Source organism: Pseudomonas sp. DE0010, assembly GCF_007680745.1.
In the GTDB taxonomy this organism is placed as follows: Bacteria; Pseudomonadota; Gammaproteobacteria; order Pseudomonadales; family Pseudomonadaceae; genus Aquipseudomonas; species Aquipseudomonas parafulva_B.
On record NZ_VEJQ01000003.1, the window covers coordinates 109,249 to 133,842 of the forward strand.

Annotated in this window: 27 protein-coding genes; 17 read left to right on the forward strand and 10 right to left on the reverse strand. The window is 62.3% G+C overall.

Features of this window, described 5'->3' with window-relative positions; genetic code table 11:
* Positions 1-4 precede the first annotated feature (4 nt).
* From FS767_RS03425 to FS767_RS03440, 4 genes are read left to right on the forward strand one after another with little or no spacing between them, the layout of a single operon-like run.
* The gene (locus FS767_RS03425) at positions 5-907 is read left to right on the forward strand and encodes a metal ABC transporter substrate-binding protein (RefSeq protein WP_144964196.1); all 903 of its coding nucleotides are present in this window, start codon (positions 5-7) and stop codon (positions 905-907) included.
* A complete protein-coding gene (locus FS767_RS03430; protein ID WP_144964197.1) occupies positions 904-1,650 on the forward strand; it encodes a metal ABC transporter ATP-binding protein in 747 nt (248 codons plus the stop codon). The genes FS767_RS03425 and FS767_RS03430 overlap by 4 nt, the downstream gene beginning before the upstream one ends.
* Entirely contained in the window at positions 1,650-2,549 is a 900-nt protein-coding gene (locus FS767_RS03435; protein ID WP_144964198.1) for a metal ABC transporter permease, read from the forward strand. The genes FS767_RS03430 and FS767_RS03435 overlap by 1 nt, the downstream gene beginning before the upstream one ends.
* Entirely contained in the window at positions 2,546-3,409 is an 864-nt protein-coding gene (locus FS767_RS03440) for a metal ABC transporter solute-binding protein, Zn/Mn family (RefSeq protein ID WP_100851284.1), read from the forward strand. The genes FS767_RS03435 and FS767_RS03440 overlap by 4 nt, the downstream gene beginning before the upstream one ends.
* Positions 3,410-3,781: 372 nt before the next feature.
* Here FS767_RS03440 and FS767_RS03445 read toward each other — a convergent pair whose 3' ends face one another.
* The 5 genes from FS767_RS03445 to FS767_RS03465 all read right to left on the reverse strand — a co-directional run bounded on the left by FS767_RS03445 (position 3,782) and on the right by FS767_RS03465 (position 6,779).
* Entirely contained in the window at positions 3,782-4,852 is a 1,071-nt protein-coding gene (locus FS767_RS03445) for a DUF1615 domain-containing protein (RefSeq protein WP_178102707.1), read from the reverse strand.
* Positions 4,853-4,964: 112 nt separating this feature from the next.
* The gene (locus tag FS767_RS03450) at positions 4,965-5,684 is read right to left on the reverse strand and encodes a thioesterase II family protein (RefSeq protein WP_144964199.1); all 720 of its coding nucleotides are present in this window, start codon (positions 5,682-5,684) and stop codon (positions 4,965-4,967) included.
* Complete coding sequence (locus FS767_RS03455; protein WP_028686977.1) at positions 5,681-5,902, reverse strand: MbtH family protein; 222 nt, start codon at positions 5,900-5,902, stop codon at positions 5,681-5,683. Before FS767_RS03455 ends, FS767_RS03450 begins: the two co-directional genes overlap by 4 nt.
* A 134-nt stretch (positions 5,903-6,036) precedes the next feature.
* Positions 6,037-6,438, reverse strand: coding sequence for a hypothetical protein (locus FS767_RS03460; protein ID WP_023536132.1), 402 nt, complete (start codon positions 6,436-6,438; stop codon positions 6,037-6,039).
* Positions 6,439-6,485: 47 nt separating this feature from the next.
* Complete coding sequence (locus FS767_RS03465; RefSeq protein ID WP_144964200.1) at positions 6,486-6,779, reverse strand: DUF1330 domain-containing protein; 294 nt, start codon at positions 6,777-6,779, stop codon at positions 6,486-6,488.
* Between the two features lie 75 nt (positions 6,780-6,854).
* Here FS767_RS03465 and ribBA point away from each other — a divergent pair, with 75 nt between their 5' ends.
* The 7 genes from ribBA to FS767_RS03500 all read left to right on the forward strand — a co-directional run bounded on the left by ribBA (position 6,855) and on the right by FS767_RS03500 (position 14,751).
* Positions 6,855-7,973, forward strand: a complete 1,119-nt coding sequence (gene ribBA / locus FS767_RS03470; RefSeq protein ID WP_144964201.1) for a bifunctional 3,4-dihydroxy-2-butanone-4-phosphate synthase/GTP cyclohydrolase II — start codon at positions 6,855-6,857, stop codon at positions 7,971-7,973.
* A gap of 185 nt (positions 7,974-8,158) precedes the next feature.
* Positions 8,159-9,184: an ABC transporter substrate-binding protein gene (locus FS767_RS03475; RefSeq protein WP_058603885.1), complete on the forward strand. Its 1,026-nt coding sequence runs from the start codon at positions 8,159-8,161 to the stop codon at positions 9,182-9,184.
* Positions 9,181-10,098: an ABC transporter permease gene (locus tag FS767_RS03480; RefSeq protein WP_144964202.1), complete on the forward strand. Its 918-nt coding sequence runs from the start codon at positions 9,181-9,183 to the stop codon at positions 10,096-10,098. Before FS767_RS03475 ends, FS767_RS03480 begins: the two co-directional genes overlap by 4 nt.
* A 5-nt stretch (positions 10,099-10,103) precedes the next feature.
* Positions 10,104-10,913, forward strand: a complete 810-nt coding sequence (locus FS767_RS03485; protein ID WP_023536057.1) for an ABC transporter permease — start codon at positions 10,104-10,106, stop codon at positions 10,911-10,913.
* A gap of 18 nt (positions 10,914-10,931) precedes the next feature.
* Positions 10,932-12,080: an ABC transporter ATP-binding protein gene (locus FS767_RS03490; protein ID WP_078478758.1), complete on the forward strand. Its 1,149-nt coding sequence runs from the start codon at positions 10,932-10,934 to the stop codon at positions 12,078-12,080.
* Between the two features lie 130 nt (positions 12,081-12,210).
* Entirely contained in the window at positions 12,211-13,518 is a 1,308-nt protein-coding gene (locus tag FS767_RS03495; RefSeq protein ID WP_144964203.1) for a substrate-binding domain-containing protein, read from the forward strand.
* A gap of 198 nt (positions 13,519-13,716) precedes the next feature.
* A complete protein-coding gene (locus FS767_RS03500) occupies positions 13,717-14,751 on the forward strand; it encodes a TerC family protein (protein WP_144964301.1) in 1,035 nt (344 codons plus the stop codon).
* On the opposite strand, the gene FS767_RS03505 is transcribed toward FS767_RS03500, so the two are convergent.
* Both FS767_RS03505 and FS767_RS03510 read right to left on the reverse strand, forming a co-directional pair.
* Positions 14,702-15,034, reverse strand: a complete 333-nt coding sequence (locus tag FS767_RS03505; protein ID WP_078478760.1) for a hypothetical protein — start codon at positions 15,032-15,034, stop codon at positions 14,702-14,704. The genes FS767_RS03500 and FS767_RS03505 overlap by 50 nt on opposite strands.
* On the reverse strand, positions 15,034-15,402 hold the full coding sequence (locus FS767_RS03510) for a histone-like nucleoid-structuring protein, MvaT/MvaU family (protein ID WP_058603880.1): 369 nt from the start codon (positions 15,400-15,402) through the stop codon (positions 15,034-15,036). The genes FS767_RS03505 and FS767_RS03510 overlap by 1 nt, the downstream gene beginning before the upstream one ends.
* A gap of 177 nt (positions 15,403-15,579) precedes the next feature.
* Here FS767_RS03510 and FS767_RS03515 point away from each other — a divergent pair, with 177 nt between their 5' ends.
* Positions 15,580-16,377 (forward strand): OBAP family protein, encoded by a 798-nt coding sequence (locus FS767_RS03515; protein ID WP_144964204.1) that lies wholly within the window; start codon positions 15,580-15,582, stop codon positions 16,375-16,377.
* A 23-nt stretch (positions 16,378-16,400) separates the two neighbouring features.
* On the opposite strand, the gene FS767_RS03520 is transcribed toward FS767_RS03515, so the two are convergent.
* Positions 16,401-17,630 (reverse strand): acyl-CoA dehydrogenase, encoded by a 1,230-nt coding sequence (locus FS767_RS03520; RefSeq protein ID WP_144964205.1) that lies wholly within the window; start codon positions 17,628-17,630, stop codon positions 16,401-16,403.
* A 139-nt stretch (positions 17,631-17,769) separates the two neighbouring features.
* Here FS767_RS03520 and FS767_RS03525 point away from each other — a divergent pair, with 139 nt between their 5' ends.
* Together FS767_RS03525 and FS767_RS03530 are read left to right on the forward strand one after the other, a co-directional pair.
* Positions 17,770-18,696, forward strand: coding sequence for a LysR family transcriptional regulator (locus tag FS767_RS03525; RefSeq protein ID WP_144964206.1), 927 nt, complete (start codon positions 17,770-17,772; stop codon positions 18,694-18,696).
* Positions 18,697-18,869: 173 nt separating this feature from the next.
* Positions 18,870-20,024 carry a cysteine desulfurase family protein gene (locus FS767_RS03530; RefSeq protein ID WP_144964207.1) on the forward strand — a complete coding sequence of 385 codons (1,155 nt, stop codon included), beginning with the start codon at positions 18,870-18,872 and terminating at the stop codon, positions 20,022-20,024.
* A 22-nt stretch (positions 20,025-20,046) separates the two neighbouring features.
* Here the strand turns inward: FS767_RS03530 and nfsB are convergent, their stop codons facing one another.
* Entirely contained in the window at positions 20,047-20,700 is a 654-nt protein-coding gene (gene nfsB / locus FS767_RS03535) for an oxygen-insensitive NAD(P)H nitroreductase (protein WP_058603875.1), read from the reverse strand.
* Between the two features lie 102 nt (positions 20,701-20,802).
* On the opposite strand from nfsB, the gene FS767_RS03540 reads away from it, so the two are divergent.
* From FS767_RS03540 to FS767_RS03550, 3 genes are read left to right on the forward strand one after another with little or no spacing between them, the layout of a single operon-like run.
* Positions 20,803-21,744 carry a LysR family transcriptional regulator gene (locus FS767_RS03540; RefSeq protein ID WP_144964208.1) on the forward strand — a complete coding sequence of 314 codons (942 nt, stop codon included), beginning with the start codon at positions 20,803-20,805 and terminating at the stop codon, positions 21,742-21,744.
* A gap of 45 nt (positions 21,745-21,789) precedes the next feature.
* On the forward strand, positions 21,790-22,620 hold the full coding sequence (locus FS767_RS03545; RefSeq protein WP_058603873.1) for an AraC family transcriptional regulator: 831 nt from the start codon (positions 21,790-21,792) through the stop codon (positions 22,618-22,620).
* 50 nt (positions 22,621-22,670) lie between these two features.
* Positions 22,671-23,255, forward strand: coding sequence for a LysE family translocator (locus tag FS767_RS03550; RefSeq protein ID WP_144964209.1), 585 nt, complete (start codon positions 22,671-22,673; stop codon positions 23,253-23,255).
* Between the two features lie 27 nt (positions 23,256-23,282).
* Here the strand turns inward: FS767_RS03550 and FS767_RS03555 are convergent, their stop codons facing one another.
* Positions 23,283-24,482, reverse strand: a complete 1,200-nt coding sequence (locus FS767_RS03555) for a sugar transporter (RefSeq protein ID WP_144964210.1) — start codon at positions 24,480-24,482, stop codon at positions 23,283-23,285.
* Positions 24,483-24,594 lie beyond the last annotated feature (112 nt).

Below are 24,594 nucleotides of genomic sequence, written 5' to 3' on the forward strand. Positions count from 1 at the left end.
CCCCATGCTTCGCTCCGCCCTCGCCCTGCTCCTGGCCTGTGCCCTGCCCGCCTTAGCCCTGGCCGACCCCGGCAAGCCGCTGCGTATCGGCATCACCCTGCACCCTTACTACAGCTACGTGAGCAATATCGTTGGCGACAAGGCCGAGGTGGTGCCGTTGATCCCGGCTGGTTTCAACCCCCATGCGTACGAGCCTCGCGCCGAGGACATCAAGCGCATCGGGACGCTCGATGTGGTCGTGCTCAACGGCGTCGGTCATGACGACTTTGCCGACCGCATGATCGCGGCCAGCGAAAAACCGAACATCGCCACCATCGAATCGAACCAGAACGTGCCTCTGCTCGCGGCAACCGGCATTGCCGCACGCGGTGCTGGCAAGGTCGTCAATCCGCATACCTTCCTGTCCATCAGTACCACCATTGCACAGGTCAACAACATTGCCCGAGAACTGGGCAAGCTGGACCCGGAAAACGCGAAGCTCTACACGCAGAATGCGCGGGCTTATGCCAAGCGTCTGCGCGCCCTGCGTGCCGAGGCCCTGGCCAAGGTGAGTCAAGCGCCTGGCGCCACCTTCCGTGTGGCCACGATCCACGCTGCCTACGATTATCTCGTGCGTGACTTTGGCCTTGAAGTGACCGCCGTGGTGGAGCCTGCCCACGGTATCGAGCCCAGTCCCGCTCAGTTGAAGAAAACCATCGACCAACTCAAAGCGCTGGATGTGCGGGTCATCTTTTCGGAGATGGACTTCCCCTCTGCCTATGTGGAAACGATCCAGCGCGAATCCGGCGTGCGCTTGTACCCGTTGACGCATATTTCCTATGGCGAATACACCAAGGACAAGTATGAAATCGAAATGAAGCGCAACCTCGACACGGTGGTGCGCGCCATCGAGGAGAACCGCGCATGACCGCCGCCACCCAGGTGCTGCCGGTTTGTGGGCCGCGCATCGAGTTCGAGGCGATCAACCTCGAACTGGGCCGTACGCGCATTCTCGAACAGGTCAGTTTCAGCGTCGCGGCCGGCTCGGTGCACGCCATCGTCGGGCCCAATGGGGGCGGCAAGAGCTCGCTGATCAAGACACTGCTGGGGCAGATGCCGCATCAGGGTCGATTGGCCATGCATTGGCCCAGCGAGCGGGAGGTGATCGGCTACGTGCCGCAGGCGCTGGAGTTCGACCGCGGCCTGCCCATGACCGTGGACGACTTCATGGCCGCCATGTGCCAGCGCCAGCCCGCCTTTCTAGGGCTGTCCAAGCGGGTCCAGCCGGCCATCGAGGCAGCCCTGACCCACGTCGGCATGCTCGACAAGCGCAAGCGGCGCATGGGCGCGCTGTCAGGCGGGGAGCGTCAGCGGGTGCTGCTGGCGCAAGGGCTGATTCCCGAGCCGCAACTGCTGGTGCTGGACGAACCCATGTCGGCGCTGGACGAAGCGGGTATTCGCGTGTTCGAGCACCTGCTGGCCAGCTGGCGCCGATCCGGCACCACTGTCTTGTGGATCGAACATGATCTTGAAGCCGTGCTGCGCCTGGCTGACCGGGTCACCGGCCTGAGTCGCCGCGTGCTGTTCGATGCTCCGCCTGCCCAGGCGCTCACCCCTGAGCGCCTGCTCGGCCTGTTCTCCGTCCATCCGCGCAGCGAGAGCCTTGCCTGATGAGTTTCGAATCCTTCCGTGAATTGGTTCAACAATGGGCCGTTCAAGGCTACTTGCCCGAGGCGCTGGCCTACGGCTTCGTGGTCAATGCTCTGCTGGCCGGGTTGATGATCGGGCCGGTGCTCGGTGGCCTTGGAACGCTGGTGGTGGTCAAGCGCTTTGCCTTCTTCTCCGAAGCAGTCGGCCACGCGGCGCTGACCGGCGTGGCCATCGGCATTCTGTTGGGCGAACCCTACACCGGCCCTTACGGCAGCCTGTTCGGCTATTGCCTGTTGTTCGGTATTTTGCTGAATTTCCTGCGCAACCGCACCGGCCTGTCGCCTGACACGCTGATTGGCGTATTCCTGTCGGTGTCCCTGGCGCTGGGGGCCAGCCTGCTGCTGATGCTGGCAGGCAAGATCAACGTGCACATTCTGGAAAACGTGCTGTTCGGTTCGGTGTTGACCGTCAGCGGTCAGGACCTGGTCGTGCTGGGAATCGTCGCTGTGCTGGTGCTGGCCTTGGCGCTGCCGCTTTACAACCGCATCATGCTGGCCAGCTTCAATCCGCAACTGGCTGCTGTACGCGGGGTGGCCGTCAAGACCCTTGACTACTTGTTCGTGGTGCTGGTGACCCTGGTCACGGTGGCTGCGGTCAAGGTGATTGGCGCCATCTTGGTGGGTGCGTTGCTGGTCATCCCCGCCGCTGCCGCGCGCCTGGTCAGCCAGTCATTGAAAGGCTTTTTCTTCATCTCGGTGATCATCGCTACCCTGAGCACCTTGTTCGGCATTCTGCTGCCTATTGTCTTCGACCTGCCTGTACCGTCCGGCGCTGCGATCATTCTGGTCGCCGGCCTCTGCTTCGCCCTGGCCGCCCTGGCCCGTGCGCTTGTCCCACGCCTGCAAGGAAACCCGGCATGAACCTCAAACGCCTGTGTCTGGCCCTCGCCCTTACCAGCCTGCCGTCCCTGGCCTCGGCCACCCAAGTGCTGACCACCCTGCCGGTCACCCACAGCCTGGCCAACACATTGCTCGAAGGCACTTCGGTTGAGCTCAAACGCGCTGCGCCGGCGAATTTGCCTGCCAGCCGCCAGCCGTCGTATTTCAGTGGCCGTGGCGAAGCCAGCCTGCACAAGGCGGCCCAGCAGGCTGACGCGGTGATCGGCGTACGCTCGATCTGGCGAGACGATCCGCTTTACCCGGTGGCGCGCCGCAGCAATATTCGCATCGTCGAAATCGACGCCGCTCGCCCGGTCGATGGTGCATTGCCAGGCATCGCCGTGACGGGGGCTGATGCCTACGCCGGCTACCCATGGCTCAGCCCCACCAATCTGGGACGCATGGCCGATGTGGTGGCTAATGATCTGGAGCGGCTGTCGCCCGCGGACAAGGCACGCATTCAGACCAACCTTGCCGGCTTCAAGCAGCAAGTATTGGCACTGGCCGCCAATAGCCAGACGCGCCTGGCCAAGGTGGAGAACCTGACCACCGTCAGCCTGTCGGAGCGGCTGGGTTATCTGGCCAGCGGATTGAACCTGGACCTGGTGGATCAGCCGCTGCCCACCGAGTGGGATGCGGCTGCGCTCAAAGCCTTGGCCGATAACCTCAAAGGCCAGGATGTGGCCCTGGTCTTGGATCATCGGCAACCAGAGGCTGCGGTGGCGCAGGTAATTAAAGACAGCGGCGCGAAACTCGTTGTCGTGCAGAGCGATAACGAGGACACACTGGCTGGGTTGAAGAGCAGCGTCGATCAGATTGTCGAGGCATTGGGTCAAGGCTGAAGGGGTCTGCGGTCAGGCGAAGGGTAACGGGTGGCCGCGGGGCCTTGCGTGATATGAAGGTGGCTTGGGTTCTGGCTTGACCGCCATGCGGGGTTCTACGAGCACTTCACAAGGGCAAGCGTTAGCGCAGTACCCGTGTAGATACAAGGAGCGGCCTTGCCGGGGCGCCGGACCGGCCGCGATGGGCCGCATAGCGGCCCCAGCAATATGAGGTGCCTAGCTGAAATCCTGGGGCTGCTGCGCAGCCCATCGCGGCCGGTCCGGCGCCCCGGCAAGGCCACTCCTACACGGGTACTGCGTTACAGCTTGGACTTGTGAAGTGCTCGCTATTTAGCTATCGAGCGCGCGCCGCAGTGGGCCACCCACACCCAATCACCGACGCATGCACCGCTCATAACGCCCATCCACCCGCTCGGCAAACCAGGCAGTGGTCAGCTTGCGGGTGATCTTGGGGCTTTTCAGCTCGATGCCCGGCAACACGGCCCGCGGCAATGCACGGCCGGCCTTGGCATCGGCCAGGGCAAACACCTCCCGATATAGCCGGGTATCTTCAAAATCCAGTTCAGTGCCCTGCTCCAGCTGACTGCGAATCTGCGGGTTACGCAGGCCCAGCTGACGACCCAGCTGACGTGCTGTCCTTTCGGTGGTACCGGGCATGATCGACCCAGGCGCAATCAGGTCACCGTCCAGCGCCAGATCTATCCCGGTAACCTGGCTGAGCGCCGCCTGAAACGCCGCATTCCGGCTAGCGTACCAACCGGCGTTGAAGTCGGCGAACCGATAGAGTTGACGCTCGTAGTTGGCGGGATAGCCCAACAAATGCGCAATCCCGAAATACAGGCCACCACGGCGCGTGAACACTTCCTGTCGCACGCTGCCCTCGCGCGTGTAGGGATAGGCTTGCGCATGTTTCTCGGCAAAGTCGATGCTCACCTGCATCGGGCCGCCGGTATGTACCGGGTTGAGGCCCCCCAGCAAGGTACGGCCCAAAGGCACCCGCGCTATCACTTCATCGTACAGTTCGCTCAGCTGCTTCTCGGTGCGCACTGCCTGCAAGCGCTGTGCATAGGTCTTGCCATTGCCTGACGGGGTTTGCAGCGCGCCGTCGACCAGCATCCTGGGCACATGCACACGGGCAGCCCGCCGATTGATTTCCTCCCGGGCGATACGGCCTAGCTGGGGCACCTGGGGGTCGGCGTTGAAGGTGGACTCCTGCTCGGTCACAGCCAGTACCGCGCACAGGTTGCGCCTGGAGGGCTCGATACCCTGTGCCTGGAACGCCTTCTGAATATCAGCGGCCCAGCCAGCGCGATCACCGGCATTGGCGGGCAACAGCCGCATCAGTTCGGCGCGCACCTGCGCAGGGTCAGCTTGGGGTACGGACGCTCGGTGCCCCGTACACCCTTGCAACACGGCCAAGGCCAGAACGCCTGCGGCCAGCATGCGCCGGTTCAGAGGGATGCTCCTGCCAACGTGCTCGCAGAGGAATCGATAAGCATGGTCTGTCCTGAGGGTCGAAAGGCCCTAGCCTCGCCGACCCTGGGCAAGACGTCAATCAACCCGTCAGCCGCAGCGGTTGCAAGGTGCGGGTCAATGCCGCCAGTACGCCTGGCTCATGGTCATGGATGAAGAAGTGACCGCCAGGGAACATTTGCAGCGAAAACGAACCCTGGGTTTCGTGCTGCCAGGCCCGTAGCTGATCGTGGGTGGCCCTATCCTCTTCGCCGCCCAGTACGTGCAACGGGCAGCCAAGCGCGGGCCGCTGACGATACGCATAGGTCCCGCACAGCAAGAAGTCGGCCCGCAGAATCGGCAGTGTCAGGCTCATCAATTCACCATTGGCAAGCACTTGCTCTGGCGTGCCTTGCAGCTCGCGCAACTCATCGATCAGCTCGGTGTCAGACTTCGGCTCCCGCCAGCGCTGGCCGTCGTAGTCTTCCCGGCGAGTAGGCGCGGCAGTGCCGCAGGCGAACAGCGCCAGCGGTGGCGGGCAACCAAGTGCCTGCAGCTCATGGGCCAGTTCAAAAGCCAGCAGCGCGCCCAGGCTATGGCCGAGCAAGGCATAGGGCGTGCTGGTCGCCAGCCGCTGCTCCTGGGCCAGCTGTCGGGCCAGTCCCTGCATGTCGGTGTGCAACGCCTCGGCCATGCGTGCGCCGCGCCCTGGCAATTCCACTGGCCGAACCTGCAACCACGCCGGCAGCGCGCGGCGCCACCGGCTGTACACCATCGCACTGGCCCCCGAATACGGCAGGCACAGAAGATTGATCACCGTCACTGCGCGCCAGCTTCAGCCATTTTCTGACGCAGGCTGAGTGGGCGCATGTCGGTCCACACCTCGTCGATGTAGGCCAGGCAGTCCTTTTTCAGCCCTGCCTTGCCCACCGCCCGCCAGCCCTCGGGAATCGCCTTGTACTCCGGCCAGATCGAATACTGTTCTTCGTGATTGACCACGACCTGGAACTGGATGTCTTCACGGTCGAAAACTGAAGTCATGTTGCCTGCCTCCTTGAGTGGGATTGCCGCTGCGCACGCGGCGCAGGGGAACTTTCAAGTAGACGTGCAGGGCGTGGAAAAAATTAGGCAACTGGGTGAAGCCGGGCCGGCCTGTGAATGTGAGGCCGGTTCGGTCAGGTATCGCGCAACAGGTCGTGGGTATCGAGCAGGCGGAAGGCAACCTGCGGATTTCGTTCGAGCCCCTTGCGAATGGCCGCCGGTATGGCCTGGCGGGTCTTGCGGCACAACCCAGGCTGATCGTCCAGTTCGATGACGATCCCGCGCATGGTGCGCACTTCATGGTGGCCCGGTGCGATATGCAGCCGGATGCCCAGGTTGTCATACAGCCGGCGTTGCAGGCGATAGAGGTCCTCGATGTCCTGAAGGTTTTCCAGGCGTTCGAGCAGGCGCTTTTCTTCCTGCCGGGTGAGCAGCAGGATGCGCCGGGCCGGCTCGCACTCGGTGGCCAGCTGATCGCGACCGCAAATGCAGGCACCGGGCGGGCAAGGTTGGCGCAACGGGACAGGGTTGGTCATTGCCCAAGCATAGCCAGAATTGCGGCGCCTGTTCTATGCCCGGAGCATCAGGGCTCGACGCCCTCGACGATGATCACCTCGGCGCACGCCGCACCTTGGCGCAGGCCGCAGGCTTGCTGGTAAAGGTCGGAGCGATAGCAGGCCACGGCCTGGTCATAGGAGTCGAATTCGATGACCACGCTGCGTTGCGGCGTAGGCCGCCCTTCCATGGCCTCACTGCGCCCGCCCCTGGCCAGAAAGCGCCCGCCGTAGGCCTGGAAGGCCGCCGGAGCACGCTGTGTGTACTGCTGATATTGGACCGGGTCGGTCACGTCCACATGGGCGATCCAGTAGGCTTTCATCCGCTTGTCTCCTGCGCTGGGCATTTGTGTATGATGGTATACCATAAACAATTAATCTCAGCACGAGCACCTGACATGCCTTTCAATACCATCGATGAAATTCTCCAGGATTATCGGCAAGGCAAGATGGTCTTGCTGGTGGACGACGAAGATCGGGAGAACGAAGGCGACCTGCTGATCGCCGCCGAGCACTGCGACGCGCAAGCCATTAATTTCATGGCCAAGCAAGCCCGTGGCCTGATTTGCCTGACGCTGACGGATGAGCACTGCCAGCGCCTGGGCCTGGAACAGATGGTTCCGGCCAACGGCAGCATGTTCAGCACGGCCTTCACCGTCTCGATCGAGGCTGCGACCGGTGTCACCACGGGCATCTCCGCCGCCGATCGCGCACGCACCGTGGCAGCTGCCATGGCCGCTGACGCTTGCCCGGAGGACCTGGTACAGCCTGGGCATATCTTCCCGTTGCGCGCTCGCGAAGGCGGTGTCCTTACCCGTGCAGGGCATACAGAGGCCGGCTGCGACCTGGCCCGCCTGGCAGGCTTGAGCCCGGCGTCGGTCATTGTCGAGGTGCTCAACGACGACGGCACCATGGCACGTCGGCCTGAACTTGAGGCCTTTGCGGCCCGCCACGGCATCAAGATCGGCACCATTGCCGACCTCATCCATTACCGGCTGAGCACCGAGCAGACCATCAAGCGTATCGGAGAGCGTGAGCTGCCCACGGTGCATGGCACCTTCCGCCTGGTCACGTATGAAGACCGTATCGACGGCGGCGTGCACATGGCCATGGTCATGGGCCAATTGCGCCGTGAAACGCCTACGCTGGTGAGGGTGCACGTGATCGATCCGCTACGCGACCTGGTCGGCGCCGAGTGGGCGGGCCCGGCCAACTGGACGTTGTGGGCGGCATTGCAGAAAGTGGCTGAGCAAGGAACAGGCGTGGTCGTGATCCTGGCCAACCACGAGTCCTCCCAGGCGCTGCTCGAGCGTGTGCCGCACTTGACCCAACCCCAGCGCCCCTACCAGCGCGGGCAGTCGAAGGTGTATTCGGAGGTCGGCACCGGTGCGCAGATTCTTCAAGACCTGGGCGTAGGCAAGCTTCGCCACCTGGGTCCGCCCTTGAAATACGCAGGCTTGGCGGGCTACGAACTGGAAGTGGTGCAAAGCATACCCTTCGAGCCAATGGCCGGCTGAGTGCAGCGCCTGCATGGCCATCTACCAAATGATGGCCGGTAGCCTGCTGCTACTTGCGAAAAGTTTGGAATACCATAATATGACATTCCGTAGACCTTGAATGTCTAACCGCTGCTCCCCGAATACTGTTGGCGGGCGCATCACAAGCCCTGCCTCGAATAACAAAAAGCAACGAGGGCGTAATCATGCTGTTGAGCAAACGTGTAACCGCAGTGCTGTCGGCCAGCCTCCTGACACTGGCCTGCCAGGCCACTCAGGCGGCTGAGAGCCTGAACTTCGTAAGCTGGGGCGGAACGACCCAGGATGCTCAGAAGCAAGCGTGGGCAGCCCCGTTCAGCAAGGCCACCGGCATCAAGGTGGTGCAGGACGGCCCGACTGACTACGGCAAGCTCAAGGCCATGGTCGAAAGCGGCAACGTGCAGTGGGACGTGGTCGACGTCGAAGCTGATTTCGCCCTGCGCGCCGCCAGCGAAGGCCTGCTCGAACCCCTGGACTTTTCCCAGATCCAGCGCGACAAGATCGACCCGCGCTTCGTTTCCGATCATGGCGTGGGTTCGTTCTTCTTCTCCTTCGTGCTCGGCTACAACGAAGGCAAGCTCGGTGCCAGCAAGCCAACCGACTGGACCGCGCTGTTCGACACCAAGACCTACCCCGGCAAGCGCGCCCTTTATAAATGGCCAAGCCCAGGCGTGCTGGAACTGGCGCTGCTGGCCGATGGCGTGGCGCCCGACAAGCTCTACCCGCTGGACCTGGATCGCGCCTTCAAGAAGCTCGACACCATCAAACAGGACATCGTCTGGTGGGGCGGCGGCGCGCAGTCGCAACAACTGCTGGCCTCGGGTGAAGCCTCCCTCGGCCAGTTCTGGAATGGCCGCGTCTACGCCCTGCAGCAAGACGGCGCCCCTGTAGGGGTGAGCTGGAAGCAGAACCTGGTCATGGCCGATTTCCTGGTCGTTCCCAAAGGCGCCAAGAACAAGGATGCGGCCATGAAGTTCCTGGCCAACGCCAGCAGCGCCGAAGGCCAAGCCGAATTCGCCAACAAGACGGCCTACGCCCCGGTCAACACCGACAGCGTCGCCAAACTGGACAAGGACCTGGCCCCGAACCTGCCGACCGCCTATGCGCAGGACCAGGTTACCCTGGACTTTGCCTACTGGGCCAAGAACGGCCAGGCTATCGCGGCCCGCTGGAATGAGTGGCTGGTCAAATGAAAGTCGCGATCAATGCCCTGCATAACGCCCAAGGTGCCCCTTCGGGCACCGGTGCTCCCGGAGCCAGGCCACGGCGCGCCTCCCTGAGCCAGCGCTGGAAGGGCAGCCGCAACTTGCTGCCAGCCTTGCTGTTCCTGGGCCTGTTTTTCTTCGCACCGTTGGTTGGCCTGTTACTGCGCGGCGTGCTCGAGCCTACGCCTGGCCTTGGCAACTATGAACAGCTGTTCGCCAACTCGGCTTATGCCCGGGTGTTGTTCAACACCTTTTCGGTGGCAGGGCTGGTCACGCTGATCAGCGTACTGCTGGGCTTTCCGCTGGCCTGGGCGATTACGCTGGTGCCCAAGGGCTGGGGCCGGTGGCTGCTGAACATCGTCCTGCTGTCGATGTGGACCAGCCTGCTGGCGCGCACCTACTCCTGGCTGGTGCTGCTGCAAAGCTCGGGGGTCATCAACAAAATGCTGATGGCCATTGGCATCATCGACAGCCCACTTGAGATGGTGCACAACCTCACAGGCGTGGTGATCGGCATGAGCTACATCATGATCCCGTTCATCGTGCTACCGCTGCAGGCAACCATGCATGCCATCGACCCGATGGTGCTGCAGGCAGGCTCGGTGTGCGGTGCCAGCCCGTGGACCAACTTCTGGAAGGTGTTCCTGCCGCTGTGCCGGTCGGGGCTGTTCTCCGGGGCGTTGATGGTGTTCGTCATGTCGTTGGGGTACTACGTCACCCCGGCGTTGCTGGGCGGGGCGCAGAACATGATGCTGCCTGAATTCATCATCCAGCAGGTGCAGTCGTTCCTCAATTGGGGCCTGGCCAGCGCGGCGGCTGCCTTGTTGGTGGTCATCACCCTGGTGCTGTTCTACCTGTACCTGAAGCTGCAGCCGGAATCTCCGGTTGGCACTGCGAGGTAAACCACATGCTCTTGTCTCCCAATGCCATGGGCCGGCCGCTTCGCACCGGCCTGTACCTGACCACCGGTGTAATTGCCGCCTTCCTCTTGCTGCCGGTGGTCTTCATCGTGCTGCTGTCGTTCGGTTCGTCCCAATGGCTGGTGTTTCCACCGCCCGGCTGGACGTTCAAATGGTACGGGCAGTTCTTTTCCAACCCTGAGTGGATGGACGCAGCCCTGGCCAGCCTCAAGGTCGCCGTGCTCACCACCGTTGCGGCAGTGCTGCTGGGCCTGCCCACGGCCTTCGCCCTGGTGCGCGGGCGCTTCCCGGGGCGCGAGCTGCTGTACGGCCTGTTCACCATGCCCATGATCGTGCCCCTGGTGATCATCGCCGTAGCGGTGTACGCCCTGTTCCTCAAGCTGGGCTACACCGGGACCTTGTTCGCCTTCGTGGTGAGCCACGTGATCGTTGCCCTGCCCTTCACCATCATCTCCATCATCAATTCCCTGAAGCTGTTCGACCAGTCGATCGAGGACGCCGCCGTCATCTGCGGTGCCTCGCGCCTGCAGGCCATCTTCAAGGTGACATTCCCGGCCATCCGGCCTGGGATGATCGCCGGCGGGCTGTTCGCGTTTCTGGTGTCCTGGGATGAAGTGGTGCTGAGCGTGATGATGGCCAGCCCCGACCTGCAGACACTGCCGGTAAAGATGTGGACCACCCTGCGCCAGGACCTCAGCCCGGTGATCGCCGTGGCATCGACCTTGCTGATCGGTCTGTCGCTGCTTGTGATGTTCCTTGCCGCCGCCCTGCGCCGGCGTGCCGAAACCAACGCCTGAGCGCGCGGAGATTAACCCATGAGTGCAGTGATCCAAGACAACGCGCGTGGCAAGGCCCTGGTCAGCCTGCGCGGGCTGAACAAGCATTACGGCGACTTTACCGCCGTGGACAACCTGGACCTGGACATTCAGGAAGGCGAATTTCTGACCTTCCTGGGTTCAAGCGGCTCCGGCAAGTCCACCACCTTGTCGATGCTGGCTGGCTTTGAGACTCCCAGCAGCGGCCAGATACTCGTTGAGGGCCAGTCGCTGGTCAACGTGCCGCCTCACAAGCGCGACATCGGCATGGTGTTTCAGCGCTATTCGCTGTTTCCGCACCTGAACGTGCGCGACAACATTGGCTTCCCCCTGGCCATTCGCAAGCTGGGTACGGTTGAAACCCGCAAGCGTGTCGATGCCATGCTCAAGCTGGTGCAACTGGAGCCTTTCGCGCACCGCAAGCCCTCGCAGATGTCTGGCGGGCAACAGCAACGCGTGGCCATCGCCAGGGCACTGGTCTACGAGCCGCGCATCCTGCTGATGGACGAGCCGCTGGGTGCCCTGGACAAGAAGCTGCGTGAAGACCTGCAGGATGAACTGCGCCAGTTGCACCGGCGTCTTGGCATTACCATCGTCTACGTCACCCATGATCAGGAAGAGGCCATGCGCCTGTCCCAGCGCATCGCGATCTTCAGCCATGGCAAAATCGTGGGCCTTGGCAGTGGCTACGACCTTTACCAGAACCCGCCCAACGCGTTTGTGGCCTCGTTCCTGGGCAACTCCAACTTCCTGCGCATCAAGGCCAACAGCAATGGCGCAGGCAGCTTCGAAGGCCAAAGCGTCGCCATTCGCCTGACCCCAGGTCTGGGCCAGGACCAGGATGCCCTGATCATGGTGCGGCCTGAGAAAGCCCTTGCCCTGACTGCCCAGCAAGCTGCCGAGCAACCGTTGCCTGCCGGCTGGAACGAAGTCAGCGCCAAGGTCGGCGAGGTGTTGTTCCTCGGTGAAAGCCAAACCTGTCATGTGGTCACCGCAGGCGGTACCTCGTTGACGGTCAAGGCTTTGTCGGCGGCAGGCATGCCGATGCAGCCAGGCGACACCGTCAAGGTACGCTGGGCGGTGGCCGATGCGTGTATCTATACCCAGTGGGCAGAAAGTGACCTGAGCAAATCGGCCGGGGCTCACTGATCCAGGCGCCGCCCATCGGCCGTGCGCAAGTGCCTGCGCACGGTCGCCTGGCGGCGTTGCCGCCTTGTCATCACACCATCACGCCACTGCCTTACGCTGCGGCCATTCCCACCGTGAAGGCCCAATCAGCATGGCCCGCCTGCTCGTCTTCCTGTTGACCGTGCTGCCGATGATGGCCTGGGCCGAGCCCGTGCACCTGCGCATCCAGGGCTCCAACACCCTGGGCAGTGCCCTGCTACCGGCGTTGGTACGGGCGCAGCTGCGTGCCGAGCACGCTACCCAGGTGCAAGTCCACAGCGCTAAGGCGGACAACGAGTCAGTGATCACGGCGACCCGCGCTGACGGCGTAGACGTTCAGGTCGATATCGCGGCGCATGGCTCCAGCACAGGCTTTGATGCCTTGGCTCGGGGCGAGGCTGACCTGATCGCCGCCTCTCGCCCGATCAGTGACAGCGAAGCGCGGCAGTTGCAGGCATTTGGCGACTTGCGCTCCCCAGCAGCTGAACATGTCATCGGGCTGGACGGTGTCGCCATCCTCGTCAATCCCGCCAACCCCTTGTCCGAGTTATCCCTGGATCAGCTCGCGCAGGTTTTCAGCGGGCAGGTACGGCGCTGGGAGCAACTCGGGGTGGCCGGTGGCGACATCCACCTGTACGCCAGGGACGAGCGCTCCGGGACGTTCGAGACGTTCAGGTCACGGGTCCTGGCGCCTGGGCAGGTCAACCTGGCGCCGACAGCCAGGCGTTTCGAAGCCGGCGATCGTCTGGCCGCCCAAGTAGCAGTCGATCGCCAGGCCATCGGGTTTACCGGGCTTTCGACCCTCCAAGGGACCAAGGTACTGGCAGTGGCCGATGGCACCGCGGCGGCGCTGCTGCCCGAACGCGCCCTGGTGGCCAGTGAGGTCTACCCGCTGTCACGCCGCCTGTTCCTGTATCTGCCCACTCCCCCAAGCCCTCAGGCCACTGCATTGATCGACTTCATCCAGAGCCCCGCCGGTCAGGCCATCGTGGCCGAGCAAGGCTTTGTGTCACAGCAGATCGTGGCCCAGCGCGTGGCGCCTGTTGCGAACATGCCTACCCGGTATCGGGCGCTGGCAGAGCACGCCCAGCGGTTGAGCGTGAACTTGCGCTTTCAACCGGGCAGTGCCGCCCTGGACAGCAAGGCTACCCAGGATGTGCAGCGGGTCATCGATTACCTGAACCAGACCGGCAAGCCGCACCGCAAGGCCGTACTGGTGGGCTTCGGCGACCCCAAGGACACACCGGGGCGCGCTGCCCTGCTCTCGCGCCTGCGCGGCGAGGCGGTACGCCAGGCACTGGCGCGCGGGGGTATCGAGGTGCTGGAAGTGGCGGGGTTAGGTGACCAGATGCCGGTGGCGGGTAACGAGATCGAGCAAGGCCGCTTGCGTAACCGTCGCGTCGAGGTCTGGGTCTATTGAGGCTTACCGCACTGCATCAAGACCTGCGCCGTCAGCGCATCCCAGGCCCTTCGCAAAAAAATGTAACAGCTGCTCATTCGGCGTGCCCCACAAACGGATCTACGCTCAAGCCTAAGTGATACCGGGCCCCTCTGACGGTTGCCAGCCGCCATGTCGGATCACTGTTGCCACGCAACGTCTACCGACCAGGAGGGGCTCATGACAGCTCTGCACACCTTTCTCACAACACCTTTTCTCGGCACCAGCGCTTGGCTGTGGCTGGTCTTCGTCGCTATCGTCGTCGGCTTGCTGGTGCTCGACCTGGGCGTGCTGCATCGCCATGACCGCGAAATCGAAATGCGCGAAAGCCTGCTGCTGTATTCAGGCTACTTTGGCGTTGGCGTGCTGTTCGGCGTCGGTGTTTGGTACTACCTGGGCGCGCAACCGGCACTGGAGTTCTATACGGGGTTTCTCGTCGAGCAGTCGTTGTCGATGGATAACGTCTTCGTGATGGCGATGATCTTCAGCTATTTCGCCGTTCCCCGCCGGTATCAGCACCGCGTGTTGTTCTGGGGCATTCTCGGCGTGGTGGTGTTGCGCGCGATCATGATTGGCGTCGGCGCGGCCTTGGTGCAGAACTTTGCCTGGGTACTTTATCTCTTCGGCGCTTTCCTGCTTTTTACCGGCGTGAAAATGGCGCTATCCAGGGAAGACAGTCAGCCAGACCTGGCCAACAATCCGATTCTGAAGTTTGTAAGGCGGCACATGCGGGTAACCGATCAAATCCACGGCTCGAAGTTTTTCGTGCACGTTACGCCCAGTGGGGAAAGCAATGCCGTGCGCCACGCTACGCCGCTGTTTCTTGCGCTGGTGTTGATTGAACTGGCTGACCTCGTATTTGCCGTGGACAGCGTCCCGGCGATATTCGCCATCACCCAGGACCCTTTCATCGTCTACACATCCAATATCTTTGCCATCTTGGGCCTGCGTTCACTGTACTTTGCCTTGTCGGCACTGATGCACCGTTTCGTGTACTTGAAGTATGCGCTGGCGCTCGTGCTGATCTTCATCGGCTGCAAGATCTTCTACCACGGCATGGTTGGCAAGGTGCCCGCCCTATTGTCGCTGGGAGTCACGTTCGGGCTGTTGCTGGGCGGTGTGCTGGTGTCGCTGATAAAAACCCGCGGTCAAACCAAGGCCCCGGTTACTGAGCCGGATCAAGCGATTGAAACCACTCGGCATAAGGAGTATTGACCGCCATGCGCCGGTTGAAGTCCGGGCTCCCGTCGCCCCACCAGACGGGGCCACGCTCCCCCAGCGCGACCTTTGCAGCTTGAACCTGGGCACGGGCGCGAGCAAGCTGATCGGGTTCGTCATTGGCCTTTGCGTCCTTTACCGCTCTGCGCGCATCCATCAGGGCATGCACCCAGTGCTGACGCAGAGCGTCGGACAGGGAGGGATCGGTGCAGCGCCACAAACGCCCCCGGACAACGAAATAGCGGCCGTCCGGGGTAGTGGGATAACGTTGGGTGGGCATTACTTGGCCAGCCAGTTTTCCACTTCATCAGCGCCGTGTTCGGCCTTCCATGCCTTGAGCTTGGTGTGATTGCCACCTTTGGTCTCAATGACTTCACCGGTGTGAGGGTTCTTGTACTGCTTGACCTGCCGAGCACGGCGTGGCGCTTTCTGGGCCGCGGCAGGCGCAGCGGGCCGTTGACCGTTTTTCGGGTCGAGCAGGTTGACGATATCGCGCAAACTGTATTCGTACTTGGCCAGCAGATTTCGCAGTTTGGTTTCAAACTCGATTTCTTTTTGCAGCTCAGGGCTACCTTTCATGGCTTCCAGCTCTGCAAGTTGGGCAGCCAATTTCTGTTCCAGTTGACGAAACTCTGCAAGACGAGACATGGGGACGTTTCCTTTTCAGTACGACGGGCAATGAAACTTCAGTAACTTGTTAGTGCAGTCGAACATAGGCTTGGTTCAACCGGCTTGACTAACTAGACAGCATTACCGTCTGTCCGTCAAAGAAAATGTTAGTGCCCGGCAAGCGGTCTGTTGCGCACACCCTGCGGAGACTCAATCATGCCCAACCCTTCCCTCGGCCTTCTTGGCCTATGTTTGGCCAGCGCCCTGCTCGCGGGTTGCTCAGGGGCCAAAACCGCATCGCCCGTGCAAACACCCGGCGCCCCAATAAAACCCGGCACGCAATGGCTTGAAAAAGGCGCGGCGGTGTTACAGGCCAAACCGCCTATTGACGCACTCAATGCCTACCTGGATGGTTTTCACTTCTATAACGGCCATCCGGATATTCAAATGGAAGCGCATCATTACTGTGCGATCCTCAACGAAGACGTCATTCAGTGCGTGATCTACGATGGCAGCACGGCCACGGCCAAGATCATGGGCGTGGAGTACATCATCGATCAGAAGTTGTTCGCCCGGTTACCCGCCAAGGAAAAAGCGCTGTGGCACAGCCACGGGTTTGAAGTGTCCTCTGGCCAGTTGGTGGCGCCCGGTATCCCTGCGCCTGCCGAACATGCCTTGATGAAACGCCTGGCCACCACCTACGGCAAGACGTGGCATACCTGGCATACCGACCAGGACAAGTCCCTGCCGATGGGCGTGCCGCAACTGATGATGGGCTTCACTGCGGACGGTCAGGCAGACCCGGCGATGGTCGAGCAGCGCAACCGTCGCCTGGGCATCGATACCGCCCAGACGCGCAAGCAGCGCGCTGATATCGACATTCCTACGCCCGATACCGGCGCCGACAGTTGGCAGAAAGGCGTCATCATTCAGCTGGATGACCCTACTGGCGCGCATTTGCACAAACCTGCCACCACTACGCCTGCCGATACCAACAGCCGCTCGGCCCGCTGAGCCTGGCGGCTTGACCCCAGCAATCAGCGTTGGGCCGCTGAGCCTGATGCAGGCAGATACTTGCCGATCTCGTACTTGCCGATCGCTGCCCGGTGCACTTCATCGGGCCCGTCGGCCAGGCGCAGGGTGCGCTGCATGGCGTACATGTAGGCCAACGGAAAATCAGCGCTCACCCCCGCACCACCGTGCAACTGGATCGCCCGATCAATCACGCGCAGCGCAACATTCGGTGCTACCACCTTGATCTGGGCGATCTCGCTGCGGGCTACCTTGTTGCCCACGGTGTCCATCATGTAGGCCGCTTTGAGCGTGAGCAGGCGTGCCATGTCGATGTCCATGCGCGAATCGGCAATCTTGTCGACATTCCCGCCCAGCCGCGCCAGTGGCTGTCCGAACGCAGTCCGGGCAACCGCGCGCTTGCACATCAGCTCCAGGGCCCGTTCGGCCATGCCGATGGACCGCATGCAATGGTGTATGCGTCCAGGCCCCAGTCGGCCTTGGGCGATCTCGAACCCCCTGCCCTCTCCAAGCAGCACGTTCTCCAACGGCACCCGCACATTTTCGAACAGCACCTCGGCATGGCCATGAGGCGCGTCGTCGTAGCCAAATACCGGCAGAGGTCTGAGCACCCTCACACCGGTTGTATCCATCGGCACCAGAACCATCGAGTGTTGTTGGTGCCGCGGGCCGTTCGGGTTGGAAAGGCCCATGAAGATCAGGACCTTGCACCGCGGGTCACATGCGCCGGAGGTCCACCACTTGCGGCCGTTGATGACCCACTGGTCCCCTTCGCGCACTGCTGTAGCCGCCATGTTGGTGGCATCCGAAGACGCCACATCGGGCTCGGTCATGGCGAATGCCGAGCGGATTTCACCCCGCAACAAAGGCTCCAGCCACTGCTGCTTCTGCGCGGCCGTACCGTAGCGCACCAGCACTTCCATGTTTCCTGTGTCCGGTGCCGAGCAGTTGAACGGCTCCGGGCCCAACAATGAACGGCCCATGATCTCGGCCAGTGGGGCGTACTCCAGGTTGGTCAGCCCTGCGCCGTATTCGGATTCAGGCAGAAACAGGTTCCACAAGCCCTCCTCGCGTGCCTTGATTTTCAGCGATTCCATGATGGCGGTAGGCTGCCAACGATCGCCTTCGGCAACCTGGCGTTCGAATACCGACTCGGCAGGATAGACGTAGGTATCCATGAAAGCAGTCACGCGCTCGCGCAGCGCTTGCACCTTGGGTGAATAGGCGAAATCCATTGGCGGGTTCCTTCAAGGTCGAATGACATGAAGCAAGCCTAGGGCAGGCACGGGTCATCCACCTAGTCTATTTTCGCCGTGTATTAACATTCATAACCGATATATGATCGGCCGATAATTCCAAGAACGAGCGGCGCTCATGAACCTCAGCAAGGTCGATCTCAACCTGTTCATCGTCTTCGATGCGATCTACACCGAAGCCAACCTCACCCGTGCCGGGCAGATCGTCGGCATCACCCAGCCTGCCGTGTCCAATGCATTGTCCAGGCTGCGTGAAACGTTCAACGACCCGCTGTTCGTACGGACCGCCCAGGGCATGGTGCCAACACCCATGGCGCAGAACATCATCGGCTCGGTCCGCAGCGCGCTGGCATTGCTACGCACCTCGGTGCAGGAAAGCCGGACGTTCAACCCCCTGCAAGCGAGCAAGACGTTTCGCATCAGCATGACCGACCTGACCGAGGCTGTGATCCTGCCGCCGCTGTTCCAACGCCTGCGTCGCCTGGCACCTGGGGTGCTGATCGAGAGTTTCCTGTGCAAGCGCCGGGAGACCACCAAGGAGCTTGCCGCAGGACGACTGGACTTCGCCATCGACGCCCCCCTCAACACCGACCCTCAAGTGCGACACATCAAGTTGATGCAGGACCGCTACGTCTGCGCCCTGCGCCAAGGCCACCCGCTGGCCGACAGGGCATTGAGCCTGGATGGGTACCTTGGCATGCCCCATATCCACATTTCCAGCCGCCGCAACGGGCTGGGTTACGTGGACCTTGCGCTGGGCAAGATGGGCGTGCAGCGCAAGGTGGCCCTGCGCTCACAGCATTACCTGATGGCCTCGCAAGTACTGCAGCAAACCGACATGGTGATGACCGTGCCAGAGCGTTTCGCCCGCCGTCATCAGTTGTGCTACAAGCCTTTGCCTGTAGAGGTGCCGGCGTTGGAGACGCACCTGTACTGGCATGAAAGCACTGACCAGGACCCAGCGAACCGCTGGATGCGCGAGCAGATTACCGAGTTGTGCGAGCGGGTAGTCAGCGAAGAGGAACGGACTCTCAATGGTCAATGAGAAAAGACCGTCTGAGTGTCGAGACAAGGGTAGGGATATTTTTTTCGTTATGCCCGATCCGGAGAATGCTTTTGCAAAATGGTCTTAAAACGCCCTGATTTAGAGCAAAAGTCTCTTCGTGACGCAGTTAATCTTGTTCAGGCATCCTCGCTCTCTTGCCAATGGACCTGCTTATGTCTGACGCTCCTCTCTACTTCGATTACGCTGCCACTACCCCGGTCGACGATCGAGTGATCCAGACCATGCTTGCATGTCTCGGTCGGCATGACCATTTCGGTAACCCGGCCTCGAGCGGGCATGTCTATGGCAAGGCAGCGCGTGATGCAGTCGAACTGGCCCGTGAGCAGGTAGCCGAACGCGTGGGGGCGCCGCCGGCGTCACTGGTATGGACATCCGGGGCGACCGAGTCCAACAACCTGGCGCTCAAAGGCGTCGCGCAGGGGTTGGGCCAGCCTGGGCATCTTCTGACCAGTCAGCTAGAGCACAAAGCCGTTCTGGACACCGCAGCCGAACTGGAGCGTCAAGGCTGGGCGGTGACCCGACTGCAACCTGACCGATCAGGCCTGATCCATCCGGCCATGGTTCAGGACGCGCTGCGCGCCGATACGCGCCTGGTGTCGCTGATGGCGGTGAACAATGAATTGGGCACAGTCACCGACATCGCTGCCATCGGCGAGCGGGTGCGGGCGCACGGCGCCGTGTTCCACGTCGACGCAGCTCAGGCGGTAGGAAAGCTCGCCATCGACCTGGCTAGCCTGCCCGTTGACCTGATGTCCTTTTCCGCCCACAAGGTGTATGGCCCCAAGGGCATCGGTGCGCTGTTCGTCGGCCCGCGCGCGCGCGCCGACATGCGTGCCCAACTGCATGGGGGTGGTCATGAGCAAGGCTTGCGCTCCGGTACCCTGGCCACGCATCAGATCGCGGGCATGGGCAGCGCGTTTGCCCTGGCCGGCCAGCCAGGCGATGGCGAGTACCAGCGCTTGGCGCAGCTGGCCAAGCGCCTGCGCGAGGGCCTATTGGCACTGCCCGGCATCACGCTCAACGGCTGCGCTACGCAGCGCGTGCCGCACACCCTGAACCTGTGTATCGATCAGGCAAGGTTCAACAGCGCGGCGCTCGCCACACAACTGGCGCTGTCGACCACCTCGGCCTGCAATTCAGCGAACAATGCGGCATCCCACGTCCTGCTGGCGCTGGGGTTGGACGAGCGCCGTGCCCGTAACAGCATTCGCCTGAGCGTTGGCAGGTTCACCACCGAAGCGGAAGTCGACAAGGCCATTGCGGTATTGGCCTCGGCACTGACCACGGCCAGCGCTGCACTCTGGTGAACCACGCCAGCCGGGCATGCCTTTACAGGAAGGTGAATACCTTGGATGCCGGGAGCCGCGATTTGCTCAACCCGGCATTGAAGTCGGTTTCACTGCGATAGCCCAGGCTCAGCAGCACTACGCTGGTGAAGCCTTGTTCGCGCAAGCCAAGCTCGGCATCCAGGCGCTTGCTATCGAAGCCTTCGATGGGGGTAGCGTCCAGGCCCAGGGCAGCGGCGCCCAGCAAGGCTGTACCCAGGGCAAGATAGGTTTGCTTTTCCATCCAATGCTGCAGGTCCTTGCGCTCGTAACGATGCAGGTCGGCGTAGTGGCGTCGGCTGTTGTCCTGCGCCGCCTTGGCCTGCTCATCGCGAAAACGCCCGTCGAGTGCCTCCTGGGCGAGCACGGCCTCCAGGTGCGCCTGGGTCATGTCGGTGCGCGTGCAAAAAACGATGACATGGGAGGCATCGCGCAATTTGGGCGAGTTGTAGGCGTAGTCGGTGTCGGTACTCATGGTCAGGCGGGCTTTGGCAGCTTCGCTCTGGGCAACGACGAAATGCCAGGGCTGGGAATTCACCGAAGATGGACTGTGACGCAATTGCTCGAGCAAGGCGTCGACCGTGGCTTGGGGGATTTGACGCGATGCATCGTAGGCTTTGGTGGTGTAGCGGCGCTTGGCCAGCGAGACGGTATCCATGGGCAATTCCGGACGTCGAGAGAAAAGGAGTGCCCATGGTATCTTTCCTGCCACAAATAAAAACCGGCACAATCGAGCAACACTTTCACCCCTGGAGTGACAATGTTGCGTCTTGCCGACCTCGAACTGTTCGTGCGCAGCAGCGTGCTGGGCAGCTTCACCGCAGCTGCCATCGAAGCAAACGTGTTGCCCGGCCAGGTGGCGGCCGCCATCAAGCGGCTGGAGCGTGATCTGGACGTACGTCTGTTCGTTCGCACTACCCGCAGCCTGCGCCTGACTGCCGAGGGCGAGCGCTACCTGCCGACTGCCGTGAACGTGCTGGAAAGCCTGCGCCGCGGGCATGACGATTTGCACGGCAATGCCACTGCCCTGCGCGGCACCTTACAGGTTTCAGCACCCTCGGACTTGGGCCGCAACATGCTGCTGCCCTGGCTCAGCGCGTTTCGCCGGGAGCACCCGGCCTTGCACCTGCGGTTCATGCTGTCCGACCAGATTGCCGACCTGAACCGTGATCCGGTGGACGTTGCCGTGCGTTACGGCCTGAACCAGGACGCCAACTACATCGCCCTCCCCCTGGCCGACTGGAACCAGCGCGTCCTGGTCGCCTCCCCCGATTACCTGGCCCGCCACGGCCGACCGCAGACGCCCGAGGCACTGCATGCCCATGCCTGCTTGTTGTACATGCAGCACGGTCGGGTGTACGACAAGTGGCAACTTGGCCAACGCACGGTGCACGTGAAAGGGCCACTGATCAGTGATGACGCCGATGTGATTCGCCGCCTAGCGGTACTTGGCGAAGGTATCGTCTACAAGTCGTGGCTGGATGTCAGTGACGACCTTGCCTGCGGCAGGCTGGAAATCGTCCTGCCTCAATGGCCGGGCGAGCCGACGCCTGTCACGCTGGTATGCCCGCACCGCAAGCAGCTCACCCCTGCCGTCACGCAACTGCACCAGTGGCTGCGCCAGCGGTTCGATGCACTGCAGCCGGCAGCCAGGCTCGGCAGTTGCACAAATCTTCCAGACACCTGTAGCCGAGGGCGCTAGGCTTCCTGTACAGCCTAAGCATCAGCATGCACATAGCGAGCCCCCATGAGTAACTGGATCGACCTCAAGCAGGACGCCGAGACCGGCATCGAGTCGATCCGCGCCCATTTCGTCGGTCATGCCTACGACCCCCATTGGCACGAGAGCTTTCTGGTAGGCGTCACCGAGCAAGGGGTCCAGCAATTCAATTGCCGGCGGGTCAGGCACCATAGTGTGCCGGGGCAAGTCTTCATGCTTGAACCTGGGGACCTGCACGATGGGCTTGCGCCCACTGAAGAAGGTTTTACCTACTCCACGCTCTACCTGGAGCCGGACTGGCTGGAGCAGCAGTTGCGCCTGCTATTCGAACACGCGCCGCGTGACGCCTTGCCCCGTTTCGCCGACACGCTGACCCAGGACCTGCAGCTTGGCCAAGCCACCGCGTTTGCCTTCAATGCCCTGCATGCACACGAGCTGCTCATCGTAAGGCAGTCAGCCATCGACGCCTTGCTCGCCTGCCTCACACGCCACCTGCACTGGCGCAAGCGAGTCGACCCGGACCCGCGCTTGCCGCTCACGGCGCAACGGGCCCGCGATTATCTGCATGACAACCTCGCACGGGATGTTGGCCTCCAAGAGCTGGCGACTGCCTGTGGCATCGACCGTTACCGCTTGACCAGAGCCTTCAAGGCAGCATTCGGGCTCGCCCCGCATGCGTACCTCATCCAGCTGCGCCTGGCCAGGGCCCGGCGTTTGCTTGCCAGCGGGGCCAGCCCTGCAGACGTAGCTGTCACCTTGGGCTTTGCCGATCAGAGCCACCTGGGCCGGTGGTTTCGGCGGGCCTATCAGCTCACCCCGGCATACTACCGCAAGCGCTGCTCAATCCTTCCAGACTGAGGCGATGCAAATGGCGAGCATGGGGGCTGACACCAAAGGAGCCCCAGCACATGACGCATTCTTTTCTGCCATTCGTTGCATTTGCCCTGGTTGCCAGCATCAGCCCCGGCCCGACCAATCTGCTGATCCTTGCCCAAGGCGCCCGACATGGCCTGCGCAGCACGCTGGTGCCCATCCTGGCGGCCTGCCTGGCCGCTGCGGCCACTGTGTTGCTGGTTGGCATGGGACTGGGCCAATGGTTGACGCGCCACCCACAAGCCCAGCATCTGATGATGTGGGGCGCAGTGTTGTGGTTGAGCTGGCTGGCCTGGCAATTGCTGCGCAGCACCGGCGATACCGGCGCGCCAGCCCAGGCGCGGGTGTTAACGGCAGTGGACGCGGCAACGCTGCAGGTGATCAACCCCAAGGTGTGGCTGATGGCCGTGTCCGTAATCGGCGTGTTTGCCGCGCCAGGCCTGGCGGTGTGGCAACTGGCACTGGTGTTCCTGGTGATCGCACTGCCGTGCATGACGCTGTGGGCGGTGCTGGGCGCAGGCACTGCGGCCTGGCTGCAAACGCCACGCCGCCTGCGCGTGTTCAACCAGGCCCTGGGCGGCCTGCTCTTGCTCTCAGCGTGGGCTGCGGTATTGAGCTGAGCAGCCTTGTTGCCCGCAAAGCCAAACTCAATGGGTCAGCGCGTCGCGAAAGCGGCGGGTACTGCCCACTGCCAGCAACAAGCCGACCACTGCCACGCTGCCCCCGACCAGGCCGATATTGGCCACGCCCAGGTAGCTGCTGACGATACTGCCCAGCAACGCACCACCGCCGATGCCGATGTTGTAGATGCCGGAAAACAACGCCATGGCCACATCCGTGGCGTCGGAGGCCAGCTTCAAGGTGCGTGACTGCAATGACAGGCTGAAGCTCAAGATCGCCACACCCCAGCACATGCTCAGCACGGCGAACGCATGGAAGCTGCCGGACAATGGCAAGAGCACCAGCAAGCAGACTGCCAGCATGCCGATCGAGCCCACCAGAAAACCTTGGGGAAAACGGTCGCTGTAGCGGCTGAACAGGAACGAGCCGACCACGCCAGCGCCGCCAAACAACAGCAAGACCAACGTGGTGCGCTCACCGCTGATCTGCGCGACATGCAGGGCGAACGGCTCGATGTAGCTGTAGGCGGTAAACTGCGCCGTGATCACCAGCGTCACCAGCAAGTAGGTGATGACCAGCGCAGGCCGCTTGAACAGTATCGGCAGGCTGCGCAACGATCCCGAATTCTGGCTCGGCAACAACGGCAGCGACTTCATCAGGCACAGCATGGTCGCCAGCGCCACACCCGCGATGCTCAGGAAGGTAACGCGCCACCCCAGCGCCTCGCCCACCACGCGGCCCAGGGGAATGCCGAGCACCATCGCCAGCGTCGTGCCGGTGGCCAACAGGCCCAGCGCCTTGGCCTGCTGCCCAGGGGGCGCCACGCGTACCGCAAGCGAGGCCGTAATGGCCCAGAACACGGCATGCGCCAAGGCTATGCCGATGCGGCTAAGCAGCAGCATCGCAAAACTCTGCGACAGCCAGGACAGCAGATGGCTGACGATGAACACCAGAAACACGAACAACAGCAGGCGCCGCCGCTCGATGTTGCGTGTCATCAACATCATCGGCAGTGACGCCAATGCCACGACCCAGGCATAGATGGTCAGCATCAGCCCCACTTGCGCGGTGGTCATGTCGAAGCTGCGGCCAATGTCGCTGAGCAGCGCCACCGGCACGAACTCGGTGGTGTTGAAGATGAAGGCAGCCAACGCCAGAGCGATGACGCTCAGCCAGCTGCCGCCGCCTACTGTGGGCGGCAAGTGGTCAGGTAAGGGTCTGTTCATGGCGTGAAACCGGTTCTCCACAGGCAAGGCAAGACCACGCACGTCCGGCCCCGACTAGGAGCGGTATGAGCGTGTGTCTTATTAAAATTGGGGACGCAGGCATGGTACGCGT

Bases quoted from the DNA above. Each gene is read 5' to 3' on its own strand.
- FS767_RS03425 (WP_144964196.1), top strand. From the start codon at position 5: ATGCTTCGCTCCGCCCTCGCCCTGCTCCTGGCCTGTGCCCTGCCCGCC.
- FS767_RS03430 (WP_144964197.1), top strand. From the start codon at position 904: ATGACCGCCGCCACCCAGGTGCTGCCGGTTTGTGGGCCGCGCATCGAG.
- FS767_RS03435 (WP_144964198.1), top strand. From the start codon at position 1,650: ATGAGTTTCGAATCCTTCCGTGAATTGGTTCAACAATGGGCCGTTCAA.
- FS767_RS03440 (WP_100851284.1), top strand. From the start codon at position 2,546: ATGAACCTCAAACGCCTGTGTCTGGCCCTCGCCCTTACCAGCCTGCCG.
- FS767_RS03445 (WP_178102707.1), bottom strand. From the start codon at position 4,852: ATGCTGGCCGCAGGCGTTCTGGCCTTGGCCGTGTTGCAAGGGTGTACG.
- FS767_RS03455 (WP_028686977.1), bottom strand. From the start codon at position 5,902: ATGACTTCAGTTTTCGACCGTGAAGACATCCAGTTCCAGGTCGTGGTC.
- FS767_RS03460 (WP_023536132.1), bottom strand. From the start codon at position 6,438: ATGACCAACCCTGTCCCGTTGCGCCAACCTTGCCCGCCCGGTGCCTGC.
- FS767_RS03465 (WP_144964200.1), bottom strand. From the start codon at position 6,779: ATGAAAGCCTACTGGATCGCCCATGTGGACGTGACCGACCCGGTCCAA.
- ribBA (WP_144964201.1), top strand. From the start codon at position 6,855: ATGCCTTTCAATACCATCGATGAAATTCTCCAGGATTATCGGCAAGGC.
- FS767_RS03475 (WP_058603885.1), top strand. From the start codon at position 8,159: ATGCTGTTGAGCAAACGTGTAACCGCAGTGCTGTCGGCCAGCCTCCTG.
- FS767_RS03480 (WP_144964202.1), top strand. From the start codon at position 9,181: ATGAAAGTCGCGATCAATGCCCTGCATAACGCCCAAGGTGCCCCTTCG.
- FS767_RS03485 (WP_023536057.1), top strand. From the start codon at position 10,104: ATGCTCTTGTCTCCCAATGCCATGGGCCGGCCGCTTCGCACCGGCCTG.
- FS767_RS03490 (WP_078478758.1), top strand. From the start codon at position 10,932: ATGAGTGCAGTGATCCAAGACAACGCGCGTGGCAAGGCCCTGGTCAGC.
- FS767_RS03495 (WP_144964203.1), top strand. From the start codon at position 12,211: ATGGCCCGCCTGCTCGTCTTCCTGTTGACCGTGCTGCCGATGATGGCC.
- FS767_RS03500 (WP_144964301.1), top strand. From the start codon at position 13,717: ATGACAGCTCTGCACACCTTTCTCACAACACCTTTTCTCGGCACCAGC.
- FS767_RS03505 (WP_078478760.1), bottom strand. From the start codon at position 15,034: ATGCCCACCCAACGTTATCCCACTACCCCGGACGGCCGCTATTTCGTT.
- FS767_RS03510 (WP_058603880.1), bottom strand. From the start codon at position 15,402: ATGTCTCGTCTTGCAGAGTTTCGTCAACTGGAACAGAAATTGGCTGCC.
- FS767_RS03515 (WP_144964204.1), top strand. From the start codon at position 15,580: ATGCCCAACCCTTCCCTCGGCCTTCTTGGCCTATGTTTGGCCAGCGCC.
- FS767_RS03520 (WP_144964205.1), bottom strand. From the start codon at position 17,630: ATGGATTTCGCCTATTCACCCAAGGTGCAAGCGCTGCGCGAGCGCGTG.
- FS767_RS03525 (WP_144964206.1), top strand. From the start codon at position 17,770: ATGAACCTCAGCAAGGTCGATCTCAACCTGTTCATCGTCTTCGATGCG.
- FS767_RS03530 (WP_144964207.1), top strand. From the start codon at position 18,870: ATGTCTGACGCTCCTCTCTACTTCGATTACGCTGCCACTACCCCGGTC.
- nfsB (WP_058603875.1), bottom strand. From the start codon at position 20,700: ATGGATACCGTCTCGCTGGCCAAGCGCCGCTACACCACCAAAGCCTAC.
- FS767_RS03540 (WP_144964208.1), top strand. From the start codon at position 20,803: ATGTTGCGTCTTGCCGACCTCGAACTGTTCGTGCGCAGCAGCGTGCTG.
- FS767_RS03545 (WP_058603873.1), top strand. From the start codon at position 21,790: ATGAGTAACTGGATCGACCTCAAGCAGGACGCCGAGACCGGCATCGAG.
- FS767_RS03550 (WP_144964209.1), top strand. From the start codon at position 22,671: ATGACGCATTCTTTTCTGCCATTCGTTGCATTTGCCCTGGTTGCCAGC.
- FS767_RS03555 (WP_144964210.1), bottom strand. From the start codon at position 24,482: ATGAACAGACCCTTACCTGACCACTTGCCGCCCACAGTAGGCGGCGGC.